21 protein-coding genes are annotated in these 19,983 nt (G+C 71.2%); 18 read left to right on the forward strand and 3 right to left on the reverse strand.

Translation table 11 applies throughout. The annotated features are described in order from the left end of the window. Nucleotides 1-62 precede the first annotated feature (62 nt). Both AB0C76_RS32230 and AB0C76_RS32235 read right to left on the reverse strand, forming a co-directional pair. Nucleotides 63-734, reverse strand: coding sequence for a response regulator transcription factor (locus AB0C76_RS32230; RefSeq protein WP_030299918.1), 672 nt, complete (start codon nt 732-734; stop codon nt 63-65). Beyond that, complete coding sequence (locus tag AB0C76_RS32235; protein ID WP_359972384.1) at nt 734-1,639, reverse strand: RecB family exonuclease; 906 nt, start codon at nt 1,637-1,639, stop codon at nt 734-736. The genes AB0C76_RS32230 and AB0C76_RS32235 overlap by 1 nt, the downstream gene beginning before the upstream one ends. A 178-nt stretch (nt 1,640-1,817) precedes the next feature. Between AB0C76_RS32235 and AB0C76_RS32240 the strand changes: the two genes are divergently transcribed. The 3 genes from AB0C76_RS32240 (at nt 1,818) to AB0C76_RS32250 (ending at nt 4,782) form a co-directional block, all read left to right on the forward strand. Continuing rightward, entirely contained in the window at nt 1,818-3,038 is a 1,221-nt protein-coding gene (locus tag AB0C76_RS32240; RefSeq protein WP_359972386.1) for a site-2 protease family protein, read from the forward strand. A gap of 48 nt (nt 3,039-3,086) precedes the next feature. Beyond that, nucleotides 3,087-4,046 (forward strand): tRNA (adenine-N1)-methyltransferase, encoded by a 960-nt coding sequence (locus AB0C76_RS32245; RefSeq protein WP_359972388.1) that lies wholly within the window; start codon nt 3,087-3,089, stop codon nt 4,044-4,046. 94 nt (nt 4,047-4,140) lie between these two features. Then, entirely contained in the window at nt 4,141-4,782 is a 642-nt protein-coding gene (locus tag AB0C76_RS32250) for a hypothetical protein (protein WP_359972390.1), read from the forward strand. A 5-nt stretch (nt 4,783-4,787) separates the two neighbouring features. Here the strand turns inward: AB0C76_RS32250 and AB0C76_RS32255 are convergent, their stop codons facing one another. Continuing rightward, nucleotides 4,788-5,093 (reverse strand): ferredoxin, encoded by a 306-nt coding sequence (locus tag AB0C76_RS32255; protein WP_359972392.1) that lies wholly within the window; start codon nt 5,091-5,093, stop codon nt 4,788-4,790. A gap of 287 nt (nt 5,094-5,380) precedes the next feature. Here AB0C76_RS32255 and arc point away from each other — a divergent pair, with 287 nt between their 5' ends. The 15 genes from arc to tatC all read left to right on the forward strand — a co-directional run bounded on the left by arc (nt 5,381) and on the right by tatC (nt 19,881). After that, nucleotides 5,381-7,147 (forward strand): proteasome ATPase, encoded by a 1,767-nt coding sequence (gene arc / locus AB0C76_RS32260; protein WP_359972394.1) that lies wholly within the window; start codon nt 5,381-5,383, stop codon nt 7,145-7,147. A 242-nt stretch (nt 7,148-7,389) separates the two neighbouring features. Continuing rightward, complete coding sequence (gene dop / locus AB0C76_RS32265) at nt 7,390-8,901, forward strand: depupylase/deamidase Dop (RefSeq protein WP_359972395.1); 1,512 nt, start codon at nt 7,390-7,392, stop codon at nt 8,899-8,901. 174 nt (nt 8,902-9,075) lie between these two features. Beyond that, nucleotides 9,076-9,294, forward strand: coding sequence for a ubiquitin-like protein Pup (locus AB0C76_RS32270; RefSeq protein ID WP_030242821.1), 219 nt, complete (start codon nt 9,076-9,078; stop codon nt 9,292-9,294). Nucleotides 9,295-9,456: 162 nt separating this feature from the next. Then, nucleotides 9,457-10,299, forward strand: coding sequence for a proteasome subunit beta (prcB, locus tag AB0C76_RS32275; RefSeq protein ID WP_359972398.1), 843 nt, complete (start codon nt 9,457-9,459; stop codon nt 10,297-10,299). Between the two features lie 31 nt (nt 10,300-10,330). Next, nucleotides 10,331-11,089 carry a proteasome subunit alpha gene (gene prcA, locus AB0C76_RS32280; protein ID WP_359972400.1) on the forward strand — a complete coding sequence of 253 codons (759 nt, stop codon included), beginning with the start codon at nt 10,331-10,333 and terminating at the stop codon, nt 11,087-11,089. Between the two features lie 115 nt (nt 11,090-11,204). Continuing rightward, on the forward strand, nt 11,205-12,566 hold the full coding sequence (gene pafA / locus AB0C76_RS32285) for a Pup--protein ligase (RefSeq protein WP_359972401.1): 1,362 nt from the start codon (nt 11,205-11,207) through the stop codon (nt 12,564-12,566). Between the two features lie 139 nt (nt 12,567-12,705). Continuing rightward, on the forward strand, nt 12,706-13,692 hold the full coding sequence (locus AB0C76_RS32290; protein WP_359972403.1) for an FKBP-type peptidyl-prolyl cis-trans isomerase: 987 nt from the start codon (nt 12,706-12,708) through the stop codon (nt 13,690-13,692). 203 nt (nt 13,693-13,895) lie between these two features. Then, nucleotides 13,896-15,200: an FKBP-type peptidyl-prolyl cis-trans isomerase gene (locus tag AB0C76_RS32295; protein ID WP_359972405.1), complete on the forward strand. Its 1,305-nt coding sequence runs from the start codon at nt 13,896-13,898 to the stop codon at nt 15,198-15,200. Nucleotides 15,201-15,360: 160 nt separating this feature from the next. Beyond that, nucleotides 15,361-15,738 carry an FKBP-type peptidyl-prolyl cis-trans isomerase gene (locus AB0C76_RS32300; RefSeq protein ID WP_359972407.1) on the forward strand — a complete coding sequence of 126 codons (378 nt, stop codon included), beginning with the start codon at nt 15,361-15,363 and terminating at the stop codon, nt 15,736-15,738. A gap of 175 nt (nt 15,739-15,913) precedes the next feature. Continuing rightward, the gene (locus AB0C76_RS32305; RefSeq protein ID WP_359972409.1) at nt 15,914-16,897 is read left to right on the forward strand and encodes a WYL domain-containing protein; all 984 of its coding nucleotides are present in this window, start codon (nt 15,914-15,916) and stop codon (nt 16,895-16,897) included. A gap of 73 nt (nt 16,898-16,970) precedes the next feature. Continuing rightward, nucleotides 16,971-17,927 (forward strand): WYL domain-containing protein, encoded by a 957-nt coding sequence (locus AB0C76_RS32310; RefSeq protein ID WP_359972411.1) that lies wholly within the window; start codon nt 16,971-16,973, stop codon nt 17,925-17,927. A 3-nt stretch (nt 17,928-17,930) separates the two neighbouring features. Further along, the gene (locus tag AB0C76_RS32315; protein WP_359972413.1) at nt 17,931-18,161 is read left to right on the forward strand and encodes a hypothetical protein; all 231 of its coding nucleotides are present in this window, start codon (nt 17,931-17,933) and stop codon (nt 18,159-18,161) included. 42 nt (nt 18,162-18,203) lie between these two features. Continuing rightward, nucleotides 18,204-18,380 carry a hypothetical protein gene (locus AB0C76_RS32320; protein ID WP_359972417.1) on the forward strand — a complete coding sequence of 59 codons (177 nt, stop codon included), beginning with the start codon at nt 18,204-18,206 and terminating at the stop codon, nt 18,378-18,380. A 192-nt stretch (nt 18,381-18,572) separates the two neighbouring features. Continuing rightward, nucleotides 18,573-18,863: a Sec-independent protein translocase subunit TatA gene (gene tatA / locus AB0C76_RS32325; protein ID WP_359972419.1), complete on the forward strand. Its 291-nt coding sequence runs from the start codon at nt 18,573-18,575 to the stop codon at nt 18,861-18,863. 76 nt (nt 18,864-18,939) lie between these two features. Beyond that, nucleotides 18,940-19,881: a twin-arginine translocase subunit TatC gene (gene tatC, locus AB0C76_RS32330; RefSeq protein ID WP_359972421.1), complete on the forward strand. Its 942-nt coding sequence runs from the start codon at nt 18,940-18,942 to the stop codon at nt 19,879-19,881. Nucleotides 19,882-19,983: the final 102 nt, after the last annotated feature.

A 19,983-nucleotide genomic window follows, 5' to 3' on the forward strand; every position in this document is an offset into this window, starting at 1 on the left:
GACGGCCCGTCCGCCTCCCGCACAGGGGGAGGCGGACGGGCCGTCACCGTCGGCGGAACGTCCTACAGCGCACCCGGACGCACCAGACCGCTCTCGTACGCGTACACCGCCGCCTGCACGCGGTCCCGCAGCTGGAGCTTCGTCAGGACGTGCCCCACGTGCGTCTTGACCGTCGTCTCGCTGACGAACAGCTCGGCCGCGATCTCCGCGTTCGACAGCCCGCGCGCCACCAGCTTGAGCACCTCCAGCTCCCGCTCGGTGAGCGCGTTCAGCGCCTGCGGCGGCGCCTCCTCGCCCGAGGGCAGCTTGGTGGCGTACATGTCCAGCAGCCGCCGGGTGATGCTCGGCGCCAGCATCGCCGCGCCGTCCGCGACCACCCGGATCGCCTGAACCAGCTCCTCGGCCGGCACGTCCTTCAGCAGGAAACCGCTGGCGCCCGCGCGCAGCGCCTCCACCACGTACTCGTCCAGGTCGAAGGTGGTCAGCACCAGCACCTTGGCCGGGCCGTCCCGCCCCGGGCCGGCGATCCGGCGGGTCGCCTCGACGCCGTCCATCCTGGGCATCCGGATGTCCATCAGCACCACGTCGGGCTGCAGCGCCCGGACCTGGTCCAGCGCCTGCTGACCGTCGCCGGCCTCACCGACCACCACCAGGTCGGACTCGGCCTCCAGGATCATCCGGAAACCGGTGCGCAGCAGCGGCTGGTCGTCGACCAGCAGCACTCGGATCGTCACTAGGACTCCTTGCTCATCGGATCCCCCGTGGGATCGTCTTCCGATGTACGGGCCAGCGGCAGCGGGTACGGCGGGGGCGTCCCGCCGAACTCCGGGCAGCTGGCCTGGTGGTCGCACCAGTCGCAGAGCCGGTTGCGGGTGGCCGGGAACTCCCCGGTGGCCACCGCGTGGGTGATCCGCTCCCAGAGCGCCTGCAGCTTGCGCTCCACGGCGAGCAGGTCCGCCTCGTCCGGGTCGTAGGAGACGACGTCCCCGCCCCCGCCGAGGTACACCAGCTGGAGCCGCTTGGGGATCACGCCCTTCCAGCGCCACACCACCAGCGCGTAGAACTTCATCTGGAACATCGCCTTGCCCTCGAAGTCCCGCGAGGGCGCCCGGCCGGTCTTGTAGTCCACGAGGCGGACCTCGCCGGTCGGGGCGACGTCGACCCGGTCGATGTAACCGCGCAGCAGCAGGCCCGACTCCAGGGCCGTCTCCACGTACAGCTCCCGCTCCACCGGGTGCAGCCGGGTCGGGTCCTCCAGCCGGAACCACTGGCCGACCAGCTTCTCGGCGTCCGCCAGCCAGCGGGTGAGCGCCGCGCCGTCCGGGTCCTCCGGGAACAGGCCGCCGAGCTCCGGGCGCTCGCCCAGCAGCCGCTCCCACTGCGGGCGCAGCAGGCCGAGCGCCCGCTCCGGCGTCCGCTCGACGGCCGGGCTGTCGAACAGCCGCTCCAGCACCGCGTGCACCAGGGTGCCCCGGGTCGCCGCCGCGCTCGGCGGCTCCGGCAGACGGTCGATCACCCGCAGCCGGTACAGCAGCGGGCAGGTGAGGAAGTCACCCGCGCGGGACGGGGACAGGCCGGTCGGGGGCGCCGCCGGGCGCGTCAGGGCCCCGGCGGCACTGGTGGTGTCGGTCTGCTGCATGGCTACGACCCTATTGCCCCGCGCTGCCATACCGCTGCCACCGTGCTGTCACGGAGCTGAGCAGGGCCCGCGCCAGTGGGTATGAAGCCAGACAGAGGGGCGCGCGGCGCCCTGCCGCCGAGATCACGTAGCGTGGGCACACCGGCGCAACTCGGGGGAGTCGACCGAAGGGATCACGGTGAGCGACAGCAGGGGGCAGCAGACCTCCGACCAGCCGCCGCACGGCGGTGGCGGTCGCCCGCCCGGCCGGCCGCCGGAGCCGCGGGAGCGCGGCGGCGGCATCCTCATGGGCCGCCCGTTCGGGGTGCCCATCTACGTCACCCCCTCCTGGTTCGTCATCGCGGCCCTGATCACCTGGATCTTCGGGAGCCAGCTGAACGACGTCCTGCCGGACCTCGGCGGCTCGCGCTACCTGGTCGCCTTCTCCTTCGCCGTCGCCTTCTACGCCTCCGTCCTGGTGCACGAGCTCGCCCACACGCTGGTCGCGCTGCGCTACCGCCTCGGCGTGCGCCGCATCCAGCTGCAGTTCTTCGGCGGCGTCTCCGAGATCGAGAACGAGGCCGAGACGCCGTGGCGGGAGTTCTGGCTGGCCTTCGTCGGCCCGCTGCTGTCGCTCGTGCTCGGCGGGGTCTTCTACCTCGCCATGCAGGCCGTGGAGCTCTCCTCGGTGCCCGGGGTGCTGCTCACCGGCCTGATGGTCTCCAACCTCGTCGTCGCCGCCTTCAACCTGCTGCCCGGACTGCCGCTGGACGGCGGCCGGATGCTGCGCGCGGTCGTCTGGGCCGTCACCGGCAGGCCGATGACCGGCACGGTCGCCGCCGCATGGGTCGGGCGGGCGCTGGCCGTCGCCGTGCTCATCGGGCTGCCGCTGATCAGTGCCTCCCGCGGGGTCGAGCGGACCGGCACCGACACCCTCGTCGACGCCGTCATCGCCGCCGTCCTGGCCGCGATCATCTGGAACGGCGCCGGCGGCAGCGTGCGCAACGCCCGGCTCAAGGAGGCCCTGCCCGGCCTGCGGCTGCGCGACCTCGCCCGCCGCACCGTCGAGGTCACCGCAGACACCCCGCTCGGCGAGGCGCTGCGGCGCGCCCGCGAGGCGCAGGCCGGGGCCGTGGTCGTGGTGGACGGCCGGAGCGAGCCGATCGCGATCGTCCGCGAGTCCGCCGTGCGCGCCGTGCCCGAGCACCGCCGCCCGTGGGTCGCCGTCGGACCGCTCGCCCGCGACCTCGAACCCGGCCTGCGGCTCAGCGCCGACCTCACCGGCGAGGACCTCCTGAACGCCGTGCGCGCCACCCCGGCCGGGGAGTACCTGGTGGTCGAGTCAGACGGCCGCGTGTACGGCGTCGTCGCGCTCACCGACATCGAGCAGCGCCTCACCGCCGCCGTCGCGGGGCACTAGCAGGGGGCCCGGCGGGCGGGAGGTCGTACTTCCCTTAGGATTGGCCGCATGTCCGAACCGACCGGTGCCGCCCGCCGACGCGGGCCCTTCCAGGTCGGGGACCAGGTCCAGCTGACCGACCCCAAGGGTCGCCACTACACGTTCACGCTCCAGGCCGGGAACCAGTTCCACACCCACAAGGGTGCGTTCCCGCACGACGAGCTGATCGGCGCTCCCGAAGGCACGGTCGTGCGCACCACGGGGAACGTCCCGTACCTCGCGCTGCGTCCCCTGCTCCCCGACTACGTCCTGTCCATGCCGCGCGGCGCCGCCGTGATCTACCCCAAGGACGCGGGCCAGATCCTCGCGATGGCCGACATCTTCGCGGGTGCCCGCGTGGTGGAGGCCGGCGTGGGGTCCGGCGCGCTCAGCACCTACCTGCTGCGCGCCGTCGGCGAGCAGGGGATGCTGGCCTCCTACGAGCGTCGGCAGGACTTCGCCGACATCGCCAAGGGGAACGTCGAGCGCTACTTCGGCGGCTCGCACCCGGCGTGGAAGCTCACCGTCGGCGACCTCCAGGACAACCTGGTCGAGACCGACGTCGACCGCATCATCCTCGACATGCTCGCCCCGTGGGAGTGCCTGGACGTCGCCTCCAAGGCGCTCGTCCCCGGCGGCCTCATCTGCTGCTACGTGGCCACCACCACGCAGATGTCCAAGACCGTCGAGGCGCTGCGCGACCACGGCACCTTCACCGAGCCGCAGGCCTGGGAGACCATGGTCCGCACCTGGCACCTGGAGGGCCTGGCGGTCCGCCCGGACCACCGGATGATCGGCCACACCGGCTTCCTGCTCACCGCCCGGCGCCTCGCCGACGGCGTCGAGCCGCCGCTGCGCCGCCGCCGCCCGGCCAAGGGCGCGTACGGCGAGGACTACGACAACGGGTCGCCCGAGCCGACCCTGCAGGAGCGCGCGGCCGCCCGGGCCGCCGCCCGCGCCGCCGCGGCCGAGGACACCGACCTCGGCTGACGCACGACCGTCGAGGAGGGGTGGTACGGCCCGGCCGTGCCACCCCTCCGGCGTTCCCGCCCCGGTCACCGGAGCACCACCGCGATGTGGGACGATGCCAGCTCACACAGACCACTGGAGGGGACGCCTGGTGGAGACCGCGGTCGGGACGACGGCTGGACAGCAGACCCCGGCGGGCCGCACCCGGCCCGGCCACGTTCGAACCGCCCCGTGGCACTGGGCCCTCGCTCTGGCGGGCTGCGGAGCCGTCGTGGCGAGCGCCCTCGCGGCCTCGCCCGCGACCGGCACCCCGGTGCCCCTCCACGGCAGCGGCCCCAAGGCCGCCCCGGCGGCCCTGGCCCCCGATCCGGCCAAGGCCCAACTCCCGCTCGACTGCGGCCCGTTCCCGGTCAAGCCGACGATCCGCCTGGCCGCCGACCTCGGCGACGGCCGGCCCGGCACCGTCGTCGCCGCGCACTGCGCCGCCGAGACCGGCACCCCGCCGGACGCCGTCTACCTCCTCGGCGGCACCGCCGAGCGGCCCGTCGTCCTCGCGACCCTCGTCTCGGAGCGCGAGAACCTCACCGTCACCAGGCTCGCCCTGCGCTCCGACGGCACCATCACCGGCCACGCGCAGGGGTATTCGAGCGACGACGTCCCGCGCTTCAGCCCGGACGTCTCACTCGACCTCACCTGGACGCACAGGGGCGGCGGCTGGGTGCGCACCCAGACCGCCGCCCCGAACACCGAGACCTGAGACGCCTATTCGTCGGCGTCCGGCCCGTACACCTCGACCCGGTCGGAGACCCGGCGCACGTGGATGCAGTCGCCGGGGCACTCCTTCGCCGAGTCCACCACGTCCTGAAGCAGCGTCAGCGGCACGGGGGCCGTCTCCCCGGGCTGCTGGCGCAGTTCGTCGTCCGGCCCCTTCACGTAGGCCAGGCCGTCGATGTCGAGTTCGAAGACCTCCGGCGCGTACTGCGCGCAGATGCCGTCGCCGGTGCACAGGTCCTGGTCGATCCACACCTCCAGGGCCTCGTTCGCCGCCGTCCGCTCGGTCACCGACATCGTTGTTCTCCGCCGTTTCTGTCCCGGGTCGCCCCCGTCTGAGGGCAATCCCGCCATTCGTACAACGATCGGACCGGGCTTCCCGGTCGCGATCGGATATCGACTCGCTCGACGATACATCTGGTCGGCTTTGGGCGGTGCGCGGTGGGTATCCCCTTAGCAGAGGGGAAGCACGCGAGGGCGAAGATCGGACACGCCCGTTCCATCTTTCTTGATCTAGGGGTTTACGGACCCCTGGTCCCAGGTAGGGTCTGGAAGCGTCCAGCTCCCCGGAGGAGGTGAGGACCGTGGCAGCCCACGATGACGACTACAACCGCAGCACCGGCAGGCCCGCTCGTGGTTCCGACGAGGCCGCTCAGGTCTCGTACCTTGAGCAGGAAATCGCCGTGCTGCGCCGCAAGCTCGCCGACTCGCCGCGCAATTCGAGAATCCTCGAAGAGCGGATCGTCGAGCTCCAGACCAACCTGGCCGGCGTGACCGCCCAGAACGAACGACTCGCCTCCACGCTGCGCGAGGCCCGCGACCAGATCGTGGCCCTCAAGGAAGAGGTGGACCGGCTGGCCCAGCCGCCCGCCGGCTTCGGCACCTTCCTGCAGGCGAACGAGGACGGCACCGCCGACATCTTCACCGGCGGTCGCAAGCTCCGCGTCAACGTCAGTCCCAACGTCGAACTCGACGTGCTGCGGCGCGGCCAGGAAGTGATGCTCAACGAGGCCCTCAACATCGTGGACGCGATGGCCTTCGAGCGCATCGGCGAGATCGTCACCCTCAAGGAGATCCTCGAGGACGGCGAGCGCGCCCTGGTCATCGGCCACACCGACGAGGAACGCGTGGTGCGCCTCGCCGAACCGCTGCGCGAGGTCACCATCCGGGCGGGGGACGCCCTGCTGCTGGAGCCCCGCTCCGGCTACGTGTACGAGGTCGTGCCGAAGTCCGAGGTCGAGGAGCTGGTCCTCGAAGAGGTCCCGGACATCGACTACCGCCAGATCGGCGGCCTCAGCAACCAGATCGAGCTGATCCGCGACGCGGTCGAGCTGCCGTACCTGCACGCCGACCTCTTCAAGGAGTACGAGCTGCGCCCGCCCAAGGGCGTCCTGCTCTACGGGCCGCCCGGCTGCGGCAAGACGCTGATCGCCAAGGCGGTCGCCAACTCGCTGGCCAAGAAGGTCGCCGAGGTCACCGGCCGCCCCCAGGGCAAGAGCTACTTCCTCAACATCAAGGGCCCCGAGCTGCTCAACAAGTACGTGGGCGAGACCGAGCGGCAGATCCGCCTGGTCTTCCAGCGGGCCCGGGAGAAGGCGGGCGAGGGCACCCCCGTCATCGTCTTCTTCGACGAGATGGAGTCGCTGTTCCGCACCCGTGGCTCGGGTGTCAGCTCGGACGTGGAGAACACCATCGTCCCGCAGCTGCTGGCCGAGATCGACGGCGTGGAGGGCCTGGAGAACGTCATCGTCATCGGCGCCTCCAACCGCGAGGACATGATCGACCCGGCGATCCTGCGACCCGGCCGCCTGGACGTCAAGATCAAGATCGAGCGCCCGGACGCCGAGGCCGCGAAGGACATCTTCTCCAAGTACCTGAAGGGCTCGCTGCCCTTCCACCCCGACGACCTCAAGGAGCACGACGGCTCGGTCGAGGCCACCGTGGCCGCGATGATCCAGTCGGTCGTGGAGCGGATGTACTCGGAGACCGAGGACAACCGCTTCCTGGAGGTCACCTACGCCAACGGGGACAAGGAGGTCCTGTACTTCAAGGACTTCAACTCCGGGGCGATGATCCAGAACATCGTCGACCGCGCGAAGAAGATGGCCATCAAGGACTTCCTCGACCACGGTCAGCGCGGACTGCGCGTCTCCCACCTGCTCGCCGCCTGCGTGGACGAGTTCAAGGAGAACGAGGACCTGCCCAACACCACCAACCCGGACGACTGGGCCCGCATCTCCGGCAAGAAGGGCGAGCGGATCGTCTTCATCCGGACGCTGGTCACGGGCAAGCAGGGCGCCGAGTCCGGCCGCTCCATCGACACCGTCGCCAACACGGGGCAGTACCTGTAATCGCACCACTCTTTCGATCCGCAGGACGAGGCCGGCACCCGGCCCCGGAACAGCACGCACCCCGTCCGGCTGTGGCGCCTCGCGGCCCCGCAGCCGGACGGCGCGTCTCGGGGCCCGGCCACCGGCCCCGCGTTCTAGGCTCGACGCACCGTTCGCGGGCAGACCGCCGGCACCGGTGTTGTTCAGCGGTACGTCAGCGTGTTCCGCCCAGGGGGGCGGCGCACCGGGGCAAGGAGGGCCGCATGACCGTACGGCGCGTGATGGGCATCGAGACCGAGTACGGGATCTCCGTGCCCGGTCACCCCAACGCCAACGCCATGCTCACCTCGTCCCAGATCGTCAACGCGTACGCGGCGGCGATGCACCGGGCCAGGCGGGCCCGCTGGGACTTCGAGGAGGAGAACCCGCTGCGCGACGCACGGGGCTTCGACCTCGCGCGCGAGGTGGCGGACGCCAGCCAGCTCACCGACGAGGACATCGGCCTCGCCAACGTCATCCTCACCAACGGGGCCCGGTTCTACGTGGACCACGCGCACCCCGAGTACAGCTCGCCCGAGGTCACCAACCCGCGCGACGCCGTGCTGTGGGACAAGGCCGGCGAACGGATCATGGCGGCCGCCGCGCAGCGCGCGCTGGAACTGCCCAACGGGCAGACCATCCACCTGTACAAGAACAACACCGACAACAAGGGCGCCTCCTACGGCACCCACGAGAACTACCTGATGAAGCGGGCGACGCCGTTCGCCGACATCGTCCGCCACCTCACCCCGTTCTTCGTCTCCCGCCAGGTGGTCACCGGCGCCGGCCGGGTCGGCATCGGCCAGGACGGCTCCGCCCACGGCTTCCAGATCAGCCAGCGGGCCGACTACTTCGAGGTCGAGGTCGGCCTGGAGACCACCCTCAAGCGGCCGATCATCAACACCCGCGACGAACCGCACGCCGACGCCGAGAAGTACCGCCGGCTGCACGTGATCATCGGGGACGCCAACCTCTCCGAGATCTCCACCTACCTCAAGCTGGGCACCACCGCGCTGGTCCTGTCGATGATCGAGGACTCCTTCATCGCCTCCGACCTCGCCGTCGACCAGCCGGTGCGCACCCTGCACCGGGTCTCCCACGACCCCACCCTCAAGCACCTGATCACCCTGCGCAACGGGCGCAAGCTCACCGCCGTCCAGCTGCAGCTGGAGTACTTCGAGCTCGCGCGCAAGTACGTCGAGGACCGCTTCGGCACCGACGCGGACGCGCAGACCGTGGACGTCCTGGCGCGCTGGGAGGACGTCCTCGGCCGTCTGGAGCGCGACCCGATGTCGCTCTCCCGCCAGCTGGACTGGATCGCCAAGCGGGAGATCCTGGAGGGCTACCGCAGCCGCGACGCCCTGGAGTGGGACAACCCGCGGCTGCACCTGGTGGACCTCCAGTACAGCGACGTCCGGCCCGAGAAGGGCCTCTACAACCGCCTGGTGGCCCGCGGAAGGTTCGAGCGGCTGGTCACCGAGGAGGAGGTCGAGCGGGCCGTCTCCGAGCCGCCGGACGACACCAGGGCGTACTTCCGCGGGCGCTGCCTGGACCAGTACGCGGAGCACGTGGCGGCGGCGTCCTGGGACTCGGTCATCTTCGACCTGCCGGGCCGCGACTCGCTGCAGCGGGTGCCCACCCTGGAGCCCCTGCGCGGCACCCGCAACCACGTCAAGGAGCTGTTGGACCGCTGCCGGACGGCCGAGGACCTGCTACGGGTCCTCTCCGGCGGGTAACTTTTCGATCACCACGGGTGAACGTCCGCCGAATGGGAATCATCCGGGGTGGCAGCGGGTGTCGGACACGAAGCGCCACCGGCAAACCGGGAGCGGCAGTCGCACCTTGTGTATAGGGTCGGTGCAGTAAGCAGCGACCCAACCGTGCCAGACGATTCGAGCGGGGTGAGGGAAATGGCGAGCAAGGACACCGGCGGCGGCCAGCAGCGGGCGAACCGCTCCTCAGAGGAGGTCGAGGAGCAGGCCGCGGAAACCCAGAATTCCGACGACCTCAAGGAGCGCCAGGAAAAGCTCGACGACGACGTCGACGCGGTCCTGGACGAAATCGACGAAGTCCTCGAGTCGAACGCCGAGGATTTCGTGCGGGGATTTGTCCAAAAGGGTGGGCAATAGTCCGCCGCGGGCATTGCGGAATTCACGGTCGTGACCGTCGGGGACGGCCGGGCGGCCTCGGCCGTCCGCCCGTCCCGGCTCCGGCCCCTCCACGCGTGGACGTTGATCGTCGGCGGGTAGGGTGCGGGGATCGCACGCTTCAAGCTACCTGGAAGGAATCGTGTGGAAGCCAACACTCGTGGCACCGGGCGTCTACCGGCTGCCTTCCTGACCCCGGGGTCCTCCTCGTTCCTCGACTTCCTCGCCGAGCACAAGCCGGAGTTGATCCCCGGCCGGCGCGGGCTGCCCGAGGGCGCGGTGGTCGAGGCCCCGCACGGGACCACGATCGTGGCCGCGGTGTTCGACGGCGGTGTGGTCATCGCCGGTGACCGCCGCGCCACCATGGGCAACGTGATCGCCCAGCGGGACATCGAGAAGGTGTTCCCGGCCGACGAGTACAGCGCGGTCGGCATCGCCGGCACCGCCGGCCTCGCGGTCGAGATGGTCCGGCTGTTCCAGCTGGAGCTGGAGCACTACGAGAAGATCGAGGGCGCCACGCTCTCCCTGGAGGGCAAGGCCAACCGGCTCACCAGCATGATCCGCGGCAACCTCGGCATGGCGATGCAGGGCCTCGCGGTGGTGCCGATGTTCGCCGGCTACGACCTCGACCTCGGGCGCGGCCGGATCTTCGGTTACGACGTCACCGGCGGGCGCTCCGAGGAGCGCGGCTTCGCGGCCACCGGCTCCGGCTCGGTGTTCGCCCGCGGCTCGATGAAGAAGCTCTACCGGGAGGGCCTGACGGCCGACCAGGCCGCCACGCTGGTCGTCCAGGCGCTCTACGACGCGGCCGACGACGACTCCGCCACCGGTGGTCCCGACCTCGCCCGCAAGATCTACCCCATCGTCTCGCTGATCACCGAGGACGGCTTCCGCCGGCTCACCGAGCCGGAGGTCGCGCGGATCGCCGTCTCCATCACCGACCAGCGCCTCGCCCACCCCGACGGCCCGCAGGCCCCGCTGCTCTAGCCGCTACCTCACAGGAAAGGGACGACCGCCGGTGTCGACACCGTTCTACGTCTCGCCCCAGCAGGCCATGGCGGACCGCGCGGAGTACGCCCGCAAGGGCATCGCGCGCGGTCGCAGCGTGGTCGTGCTCACCTACGCCGACGGCATCGTCTTCGTCGCGGAGAACACCTCGCGGGCGCTGCACAAGGTCTCCGAGATCTACGACAAGATCGCCTTCGCGGCGGTCGGCCGCTACAACGAGTTCGAGAACCTGCGGATCGGCGGCGTGCGCTACGCCGACCTGCGCGGCTACTCCTACGACCGGGCCGACGTCACGGCCCGTGGCCTCGCCAACGTCTACGCCCAGACGCTCGGCACGATCTTCTCCTCGGTCGGCGAGAAGCCGTACGAGGTCGAGCTGGTCGTCGCCGAGGTCGGCCGGACGACGGAGGAGGACCAGATCTACCGGCTCACGCCGGACGGTTCGATCGTCGACGAGAAGAACTACGTGGTGGTCGGCGGCAACGCCGACTCCATCGGCAACTACCTGGGCCAGCGCCACCGCGCAGGCATGGCGCTGGGCGAGGCGGTGCGGACCGCCGTCGACTCCCTGGCCCGGGACCCCAACGGTGGCAGCGCCCGCAGCCTGACGCCGGAACAGCTGGAGGTGGCCGTCCTCGACCGCCAGCGGTTCCAGCAGCGGAAGTTCAAGCGGATCCTGGGCGGCCAGCTCGGCCGGCTGCTCGACGGGGACCAGTCCGCGGCGGACGACGAGGAAGGTCCGGCGGCCACCCCGTCGTCGGACGAGTAGTGCCTTCGGAGTCCCGTGCGGCGAGCGATCGCCGCACGGGACTCCGGTGCCCCTGCGGCGGTTCGCCCGTCGTGGAGGCGGTTTCGGACAGCTCCGACAGGAAGAAGGAGTGCTCATGGACCGCCGGATCTTCGGGCTGGAGAACGAGTACGGGGTCACCTGCACGTTCCGCGGGCAGCGGCGGCTGTCGCCTGACGAGGTGGCGCGGTACCTGTTCCGCCGCGTCGTCTCCTGGGGCCGCAGCAGCAACGTGTTCCTGCGCAACGGCGCCCGGCTGTACCTCGACGTCGGCTCCCACCCCGAGTACGCCACCCCCGAATGCGACGACGTGGTCGAGCTGGTGACGCACGACAAGGCGGGCGAGCGCATCCTCGAAGGGCTCCTGGTGGACGCCGAACGGCGGCTGCACGAGGAGGGCATCGCGGGGGACGTCTACCTGTTCAAGAACAACACCGACTCGGCCGGCAACTCCTACGGCTGCCACGAGAACTACCTGGTGGCCCGGCACGGCGAGTTCTCACGGCTGGCCGACGTGCTCATCCCGTTCCTCGTCACCCGCCAGCTGATCTGCGGCGCGGGCAAGGTGCTGCAGACGCCGCGCGGCGCGGTGTACTGCGTGAGCCAGCGGGCCGAGCACATCTGGGAGGGCGTCAGCTCCGCCACCACCCGCTCCCGCCCGATCATCAACACCCGCGACGAACCGCACGCGGACGCCGAGCGCTACCGCCGGCTGCACGTGATCGTCGGTGACTCCAACATGTCGGAGACCACGACGCTGCTCAAGGTCGGCGCCACCGACCTGGTGCTGCGGCTGATCGAGGCCGGCGTGGTGATGCGCGACCTCACCCTGGAGAACCCGATCCGGGCGATCCGCGAGGTCAGCCACGACCTCACCGGCACCCACCAGGTGCGGCTCGCCAACGGGCGGGAGGCCAGCGCGCTGGACATCCAGGAGGAGTACTACACCAAGGCGCTGGAGTTCGCCGACCGCAAGGGCATCAACACCGGCACCATCGCGCAGGTCCTCGACCTGTGGGGCCGCACCCTGGAGGCCGTCCGCTCCGAGCGGCTGGACGGGGTGGCCACCGAGATCGACTGGATCATGAAGTACAAGCTCATCGAGCGCTACCGCGAGAAGCACCAGATGAGCATGTCCAACCCGCGGGTGGCGCAGATCGACCTCGCGTACCACGACATCCACCGCCGCCGCGGCCTGTTCTACCTGCTCCAGGGCAAGGGACAGGCGAAGCGGGTGACGACGGACCTCAAGACCTTCGAGGCCAAGTCGATCCCGCCGCAGACCACCCGGGCGCGGCTGCGCGGGGACTTCATCCGCCGGGCGCAGGAGCAGCGCCGGGACTTCACGGTGGACTGGGTGCACCTGAAGCTGAACGACCAGGCGCAGCGCACGGTGCTGTGCAAGGACCCGTTCCGTTCGGTGGACGAACGGGTGGAGAAGCTGATCGCGGGGATGTGATCGAGCGGTCGTGGCCCAAGGAGCCATGACCGAGTCCGCGGAGCCGGCCCCGGTGGTGTCTACCGGGGCCGGACCCGTGCGGGGCATACGCTGTTCGTCGAGTCTGGAGAGCCGACTTCGAACGACAGTTAGGACCACCGTGCGCCGCACCGCCGGGTTGCTGATCACCCTTCCGCTGCTGCTGGCGGTCGCCTGCAGCAGTTCGACCAAGGCGGCCGGCCCGGCGACGCCGACCACGGCCAGCGCGGCCCCGACCGTGCCCACTCCGGTCAACGAAGCCTCACCGATGCCCACCCTTTCGGGTGGCGGCTACGGCAGTAAGGCCACCATCACGCTTCCCGAGGGCCAGCCCAGCGGTCAGTTCGTGGTGAACACCGTCAGCGAGGGTGACCGGGCGGTGGTGAACAAGGGCGACTGGGTCACGGTCAACTACACGGCGAAGGACTGGACCACCGGAAAGGACCTGCCGAGCTCCTACGACGCGGGCGGCAAGCCGCAGCTGTACCAGGCGGGCAGCGGCCAGCTGGTGCCGGCCTTCGACCAGAGCGTGATCGGCAAGAAGGTCGGCAGCCGGCTGCTCGTGGTGGCCCCGCCGGCGGCGGCCTTCGGTGACCAGGGCAGCAGCCAGCTCGGCGTGGCCAAGGGCGACACCGTGGTCTTCGTGCTGGACATCATGGAGAGCCTGCCGCCGGACTCGACCCTGACCGGCACGATGACCCAGCCGCCCGCGAACCTGCCACAGGTCAAGGACAACGGCAAGGCCCCGGTGACGATCACCGTCCCGCCCGGACAGGCCCCGCCCACCGATCTCCAGCAGGCGGTGCTGATCAAGGGCGAGGGCAAGCAGGTCAAGACCGGGCAGACGCTGGTGGTGCAGTACACCGGGGTGCTCTGGAGCAACGGCCAGCAGTTCGATTCGTCCTGGACGCACGGCGGCGCGCAGGCGGTGCAGATCGGCACCGGGAGCGTGATCGAGGGCTGGGACAAGGGCCTGGTGGGCCAGAACGTCGGCAGCCGGGTGGAGCTGGTGGTGCCGCCCGCGCTCGGGTACAAGGACCAGGCGCAGGGTTCGGTGCCGGCGAACTCCACGCTGGTGTTCGTGATCGACATTCTGGAAGCGGTCTAGGAAGACTCCCGCAGGATTCCGTACGCTTGGGCGGGCGCTCGCACACGGAAGCGCCCGCCCTCATCCTGAACTGTCATACTGCCCTCGCACTGTGGCAGGCGCCTCCGGCGCCCGGGGCCCGGGCGGACGGTGCGACGGCAGACCGGCACCGGGCGTGCCGGTGGCAGAGCTCGAATGACCGGTGGCGAGATGGATGGGGAGTCATGACTGAGAAAGCGCCGAACCCCGGCGGGTCGGGTACCGCGGCGAACGACGGATCCTCGGGTGACCCGGCGGCGTCGCGTCCCGGCGGGCCGATGCCGGGCGACGGTGAGTCGATCGTCGTGCCGCCGTCGATCCTGAAGCAGCAGGCCGGCTGGGCGAGCCCCGAGGACCGGCCGCGACCGGCCGGCGGGACGAAGACCGAGGAACCGCAGATCTTCGCCTCCAACGTGCGCAAGGTCGACACCTCCGAGGCCGGGTACGACGAGAACCCGCCGTCGGTGGGCCGCCTCGGCGTGATCCTGGGCACGGTGCTCGCGGTGCTGCTGGTCGGCAGCGGCGTGACGCTCTACATGGTCAACAAGGACAACGGCTCGTCGGAGGCCAAGCCGGACGCCGCCAAGAGCGCGCCCGCCACGCCGACCGCCGATCCGGTGCCGCCGATCAAGGACGATGCCAAGGTCCTGCCGACGATCACCGGCGACTTCGGCAAGAAGGCCGACATCCAGGTGCCGTCCGACCAGCCCGACGGCTCGTTCGTGGTGAAGGTGCTGTCCGAGGGCACCGGCCCGAAGGTGGACAAGAACTCCTGGACCACCGTCGACTACACGGCGAAGAACTGGAACACCGGCAAGGACATCCCGAGCTCCTTCGACCAGGGCCAGAAGCAGCAGATCTTCCAGGCCGGCACGGACGCGCTGATCCCGGCGCTGGACCAGGCGGTGCTCGGCAAGAAGGCCGGCAGCCGGGTCCTCGTGGTGGCGCCGCCGGCCGCGGCCTTCGGCTCGCAGGGCAAGCCGGACATGTCGATCGGGGCCAAGGACAACCTGATCTTCGTGATCGACATCCGCAACACCAACGCGCCCGACGCGACGGTCAGCGGTACGGTCACCCCGCCGCCGGCGGGCTTCCCGCAGGTCAAGGACAACGGCAAGAAGCCGGCCGAGATCACCCCGGTGGCGGGCGCGGCCGATCCGACCGAGCTCAAGACGCACGTCCTGATCAAGGGCACCGGCCCGGTGGTCGAGAAGGGCGAGAAGGTCGTCGTCCAGTACACCGGTGCGCTGTTCAAGGACGGCAAGGTCTTCGACTCCTCGCTCGGCAAGGGCCAGGCGTTCAGCTTCGCCGTCGGCGGCGGCCAGGTCATCCAGGGCTGGGACCAGGGCCTGGCGGGCCAGACCGTCGGCAGCCGGGTCGAGCTGGTGATCCCGGCGGCGCTCGCCTACGGGGACAAGGGCCAGGGCGACATCCCGGCCAACGCTCCGCTGGTGTTCGTGGTCGACATCCTGGACGCGGGTCAGGGCTGATCCACTTTCGGGTGACAATGGTGTGCGTGTGACCTTCGGGACCGGCCGCGTGGCCGGTCCCGTACGGGCGGCGGGCGCCCGTACCGTGGTCCGGACGGACCGGGGTGCGGGCGCCCGCCGCTTGGTCATGGATGCAGAGAGAACCGTGAGAAGAGGGACTGTGAGCCTCAACGAGAAGCCTGAGATCGATTTCCCGGGCGGCGACGCTCCGACCGAGCTGCAGATCCGCGACATCGTCGTCGGTGACGGCGCGGAGGCCAAGAAGGGCCAGGTCGTCAGCGTCCGCTACGTCGGCGTGACCTTCGAGACCGGTGAGGAGTTCGACGCGAGCTGGAACCGGAGCCCCAACGAGTTCCGCTTCCCGCTGGGCGCCGGCCGCGTCATCAAGGGCTGGGACCAGGGCGTCGAGGGCATGAAGGTCGGCGGCCGCCGCGAGCTGGTCATCCCGTCGCACCTGGCCTACGGCGCGCAGTCGCCGTCGCCGCTCATCCCGCCGCACTCGACCCTGATCTTCGTGGTCGACCTGCTGGGCGTCTGAGCCCGTCGCGGCCGTGGGCCGGACCCCTCCGGGGGCCCGGCCCACGGGCACGTCCGTGAATGAGGCGGAGGCGGCTTTTGCGGTGCGTACCGCTACCGGTACGGTCGGTCCCGCCGGGTGACGATCGTCCGGCGGCGCACCCCGCGCACGGCGCGGCACACCGGAAGGGTCAGCGATGGCGATCGCGAAGGCAGAGCGGCTGATGAATCTCGCCCTGTGCCTGATGAACACCAGACGTCCGCTCTCCAAGAAGGAGCTGCGGGAATCGATCGAGGCGTACCGCGAGGCCTGGCAGAACAGCAGCGAGGACGCCTTCAACCGGATGTTCGAGCGGGACAAGGACGACCTGCGCGAGCTCGGCCTGGTGATCGACGTCGACGAGAACGCCCTGGACGGCGAGCTCGGCTACCTCGCCCGCGCCGACCGCAACCGGCTGCCCGAGATCGCGCTGGACGCCGAGGAGGCGGCCGCCCTCACGCTGGCCGCGCGGGTCTGGCAGCAGGCCAAGATGTCCGGCGCCGCCAGCGGCGCGCTGCAGAAGCTGCGGGCCGCCGGGGTGCCGTTCTCCGAGGCCGAGTCGCGCTCCGCCCTGGAGCCGCGCATCCCCGCCCGGGAGGCCGCGTTCGAGCCGCTGCTCACCGCCGCCCGGGACCGCCGTCCGGTCACCTTCGAGTACCGCAAGGCCGGCGCCGCCGCCGTCGAGCAGCGCAGCGTCGAGCCGTGGGCGCTGGAGTGCTGGCGCGGGCACTGGTACCTGGCCGGCTGGGACCGCGACCGCGGCGACGCCCGGGTGTTCCGGCTCAGCCGGATCACCGGCAAGGTGCGGGCGAGGACCGGCGCGTTCCTCGGCACCGTGCCGGAGCACGTGGACGTGCGGGCGACCGTCGCCAAGTTCGCCGGCGAGGGCGCCACGGCCACCGCGACCGTGCGGGTCCGCCGGGGCGCGGGCTTCCCGCTGCGCACCAAGGCGCTGAGCACCGGCCGGGTCGACGAGGCCTGGGACGAACTGGAGATCCCGTACGGCAACGGGCTGGGCGCCGACCTGGCAGAGTTCGGGCCGGACGTCGTGGTGCTCGGGCCGGAGGAGCTGCGGACCGACGTGATCGAGCGGCTGCGGGCGGTCGCCGGGCCGGATGTGGTGGAGGGTGTGCGGGCGTGAACGAGCGAAGCGAGCGAACGACGAGCAGGTTCGCACTGTGCGGAGCGCCCGCCGAGCGCAGCGAGGTGGACGCATGAGCAACGCCATCGACCAGACGCGACGGATGCTGTCGCTGGTCACCTACCTGCGGGAGCGGCCCGGGGCCGAGGTCGCCGAGGTGGCCCGGGCGTTCGGGATCACCGAGCGCGAGCTGATCGGGGACCTCAACGTGCTGCCGATGTGTGGCACCAGCTTCCGCGGCGGCGACCTGCTCGACATCGACACCGACGGCGAGCGGATCTGGTGGCACAACGTCGACGACGTCGCGCAGCCGCTGCGGCTGGCCGCCGACGAGGCCACCGCGCTGCTGGTCGCCGCCCGCGCGGTGGCCGGGCTGCCGGGTCTGCGGGCCGGGGACCGGGAGGCGCTCACCCGGGCCGTCGCCAAGATCGAGAACGCGGCGGGGGAGAGCGCCGAGGGCAGCGCCCGGGTCGGCGTGACCTTCGAGGCCGAGAGCCATGTCTTCGCCGACATCGACCGCGCGCTGAGCGAGGGCCGGCGGCTGTGGCTGCGCTACTACTCGCACGGGCGCGGCGGGATGACCGAGCGCGAGGTCGACCCGATCCGCCTGCTCACCGAGGGCCACACCTACCTGGAAGCCTGGTGCCGCACCTCGGAGGACCACCGGATGTTCCGGCTGGACCGGGTGGCCGAGATCCGGGTCCTGGACGTGCCCGCCGACCCGCCCCGGCGCGAGCCGCGAGACCTGTCCGGCGGGCTGGTCAACCCGGCGGCGGACGACCCCGAGGTGGTCGTCGAGGTGTCCTCCGGCGGGCGCTGGGTGGCCGAGTACTACACCCACGACCGGGCCGAGGAACTGCCCGACGGCGGCCTGCGGATCACGCTGCGCAGCGCCGACCCCTCCCAGCTGCGCCCGCTGGCGCTGCGGCTGGGCCGGGACGGGCGGATCGTGTCGCCGCCGCAGCTCGCCGAGCAGGCGCGTGCGGCGGCCCGGGAGGCGCTGGCCGCCTACGGGGAGGGGCGGGACTGAGCCGTGGAGCCCGGTACCAGATTCAAGGTCTACTGCTCGCAGTGCCGGGAGAAGGTGGAGCTGCCGGCCGAGGAGTTCCGCCTGACCCTCGGCCGCACTCCGGCGCAGGCGCACTACAGCTTCGGCTGTCCGTCGTGCGGGGCGGCGGTGCGCAAGGCGGCGGGGGAGAAGATCGTGGCGGCGCTCACCAGGGCCGGGGTGCGCACCATGCGGCTCGTCCCGGCGGAGGGGTAGGAGCCCGGGGACGGGCCCCCGGGCCCGTATAGGGTGGGCGGCATGTCCTGGATGCTGGTCGCCGCCGTCCTGCTCGCCACCGCGGGCCTGCTGGTCCTCGGGGTCCTCGGGATCCGGCTCTGGCTGGACGTCCGGGCGCTGGCCAAGGGCGTCGGCACGGCCTCGCGGGCGCTGGCCGACGCGGCCGAGGAGCTGGCGGCGGCGGTGCCGTCCCGCTGAGGGCTCCGTCACCAGGCCGTACGGGGACTGCATCCCGGGCGTAGGAGCGGGTTACGCTCTCAGGTGGCTCCTGAACTGCGAACCGGGAGCCGCTGTCCTTGTTCGGGCGGACGTCGTCGGGGTGTCATCCGTAGCGGTTACCATCCGCCGCGGGCGGTCCGCCGGTGCCGCGTTGACTGAAGGTGGTCGAGCATGCGCATCTCTATGACCGCGATCGTCGTGGTCGTGGTGGTCGGCATCGTACTTTTCGGTGCCAAGCGGCTGCCCGATCTGGCGCGCTCCCTCGGCCAGTCGATGCGGATCCTCAAGAGCGAGGCCAAGGCGATGCGCACGGACGGCGAGGCCGCGGAGCCCGCGCCGGCGCCGCCGGTGGACGGCGGTGCGGCCAAGACCATCCAGACCGCGCCCGGTGCCACCGGCACGGCCCGGCCGGTGGCCGAGCCCGCCGAGCGGCCCGCCGCGGACGGCGACCGACCGCACTGAGCGCGGCGCACGTGACGCACGCGACCACGGAGGCCCGTCGACCGACGGGCCTCGACGCACGAGTTGAGGACCGGGGTTGAGCAAGCTCTCCAAGGCGCCGAAGGCGTCCAAGGATCCTGAGGGGCGGATGGCCCTCGCCGATCACCTGCGGGAACTGCGCAATCGCGTGGTCAAGTCGGTCCTGGCGATCGTGCTGATCACCATCGTGGCGGCGGTCTACCACAAGCCGATCGAGCACTTCCTGCTGGAGCCGCTGCCGCAGTGCACCGCGGAGACGTCGGGCCAGTACGCAGGCAGGTGCGCCCAGGTCTCCACCATCGGTCTGACCTCCGGCTTCACCTGGATGCTCAAGGTCGCGTTGACGGCCGGCGTGGTCGGCGCGGTTCCGGTCTGGCTGTGGCAGGTGTGGGCGTTCGTCGCGCCCGGTCTGCACCGGCACGAGAAGAAGTACACGATCATCTTCATGGTGTGCGGCGCCCCGCTGTTCCTGGCGGGCGTGGGCTGCGCGATCCTGACCCTGCCGACCACGGTCCAGGTGCTGATCTCGTTCACCCCGGACAAGACCACGCCGATCCTGCCGCCCGACGACTACTTCGACATCGCGACCCGGATGGTGCTGGTCTTCGGCCTGGCCTTCGAGTTCCCGCTGCTGCTCGTGATGATGAACATGGTCGGCATGGTCACCGGCAAGCGGCTGCTCGGCTGGTGGCGCGGGATGGTCATGGGCATCACGGTGTTCGCCGCGTTCGCCACCCCGAGCGCCGACCCGGTCAGCATGCTGGTGCTGGCCGCGCCGATCTGGGCGCTGTACTTCGCCGCGGTGGGCGTCGCGCTGTTCAACGACCGGCGCAAGCGCCGCAACAACCCGGACGCCGACCTGGACGACGAGGAGGCCTCGCACGTGGACCTCTCGGTCGAGACGGTCGCGGGGGCGGAGGCCGTCGAGGCCTCGGCGGCGCCGGCGGCGAGTGCTCCGGTGCCGGCCGCGCGCCGGGAGCAGATGGACGACATCACCTGATCCGCTGATCCGCTGATCGCAGGCCCCGGCCCGCCGCACCCCCGGGTGTCGAGGTCTGCAACCGGGCGCAGCTGTTCACCCTCGGCGAGTCGCTCGGCGGCG

The organism is Kitasatospora sp. NPDC048722 (genome assembly GCF_040650235.1).
GTDB lineage: Bacteria > Actinomycetota > Actinomycetes > Streptomycetales > Streptomycetaceae > Kitasatospora.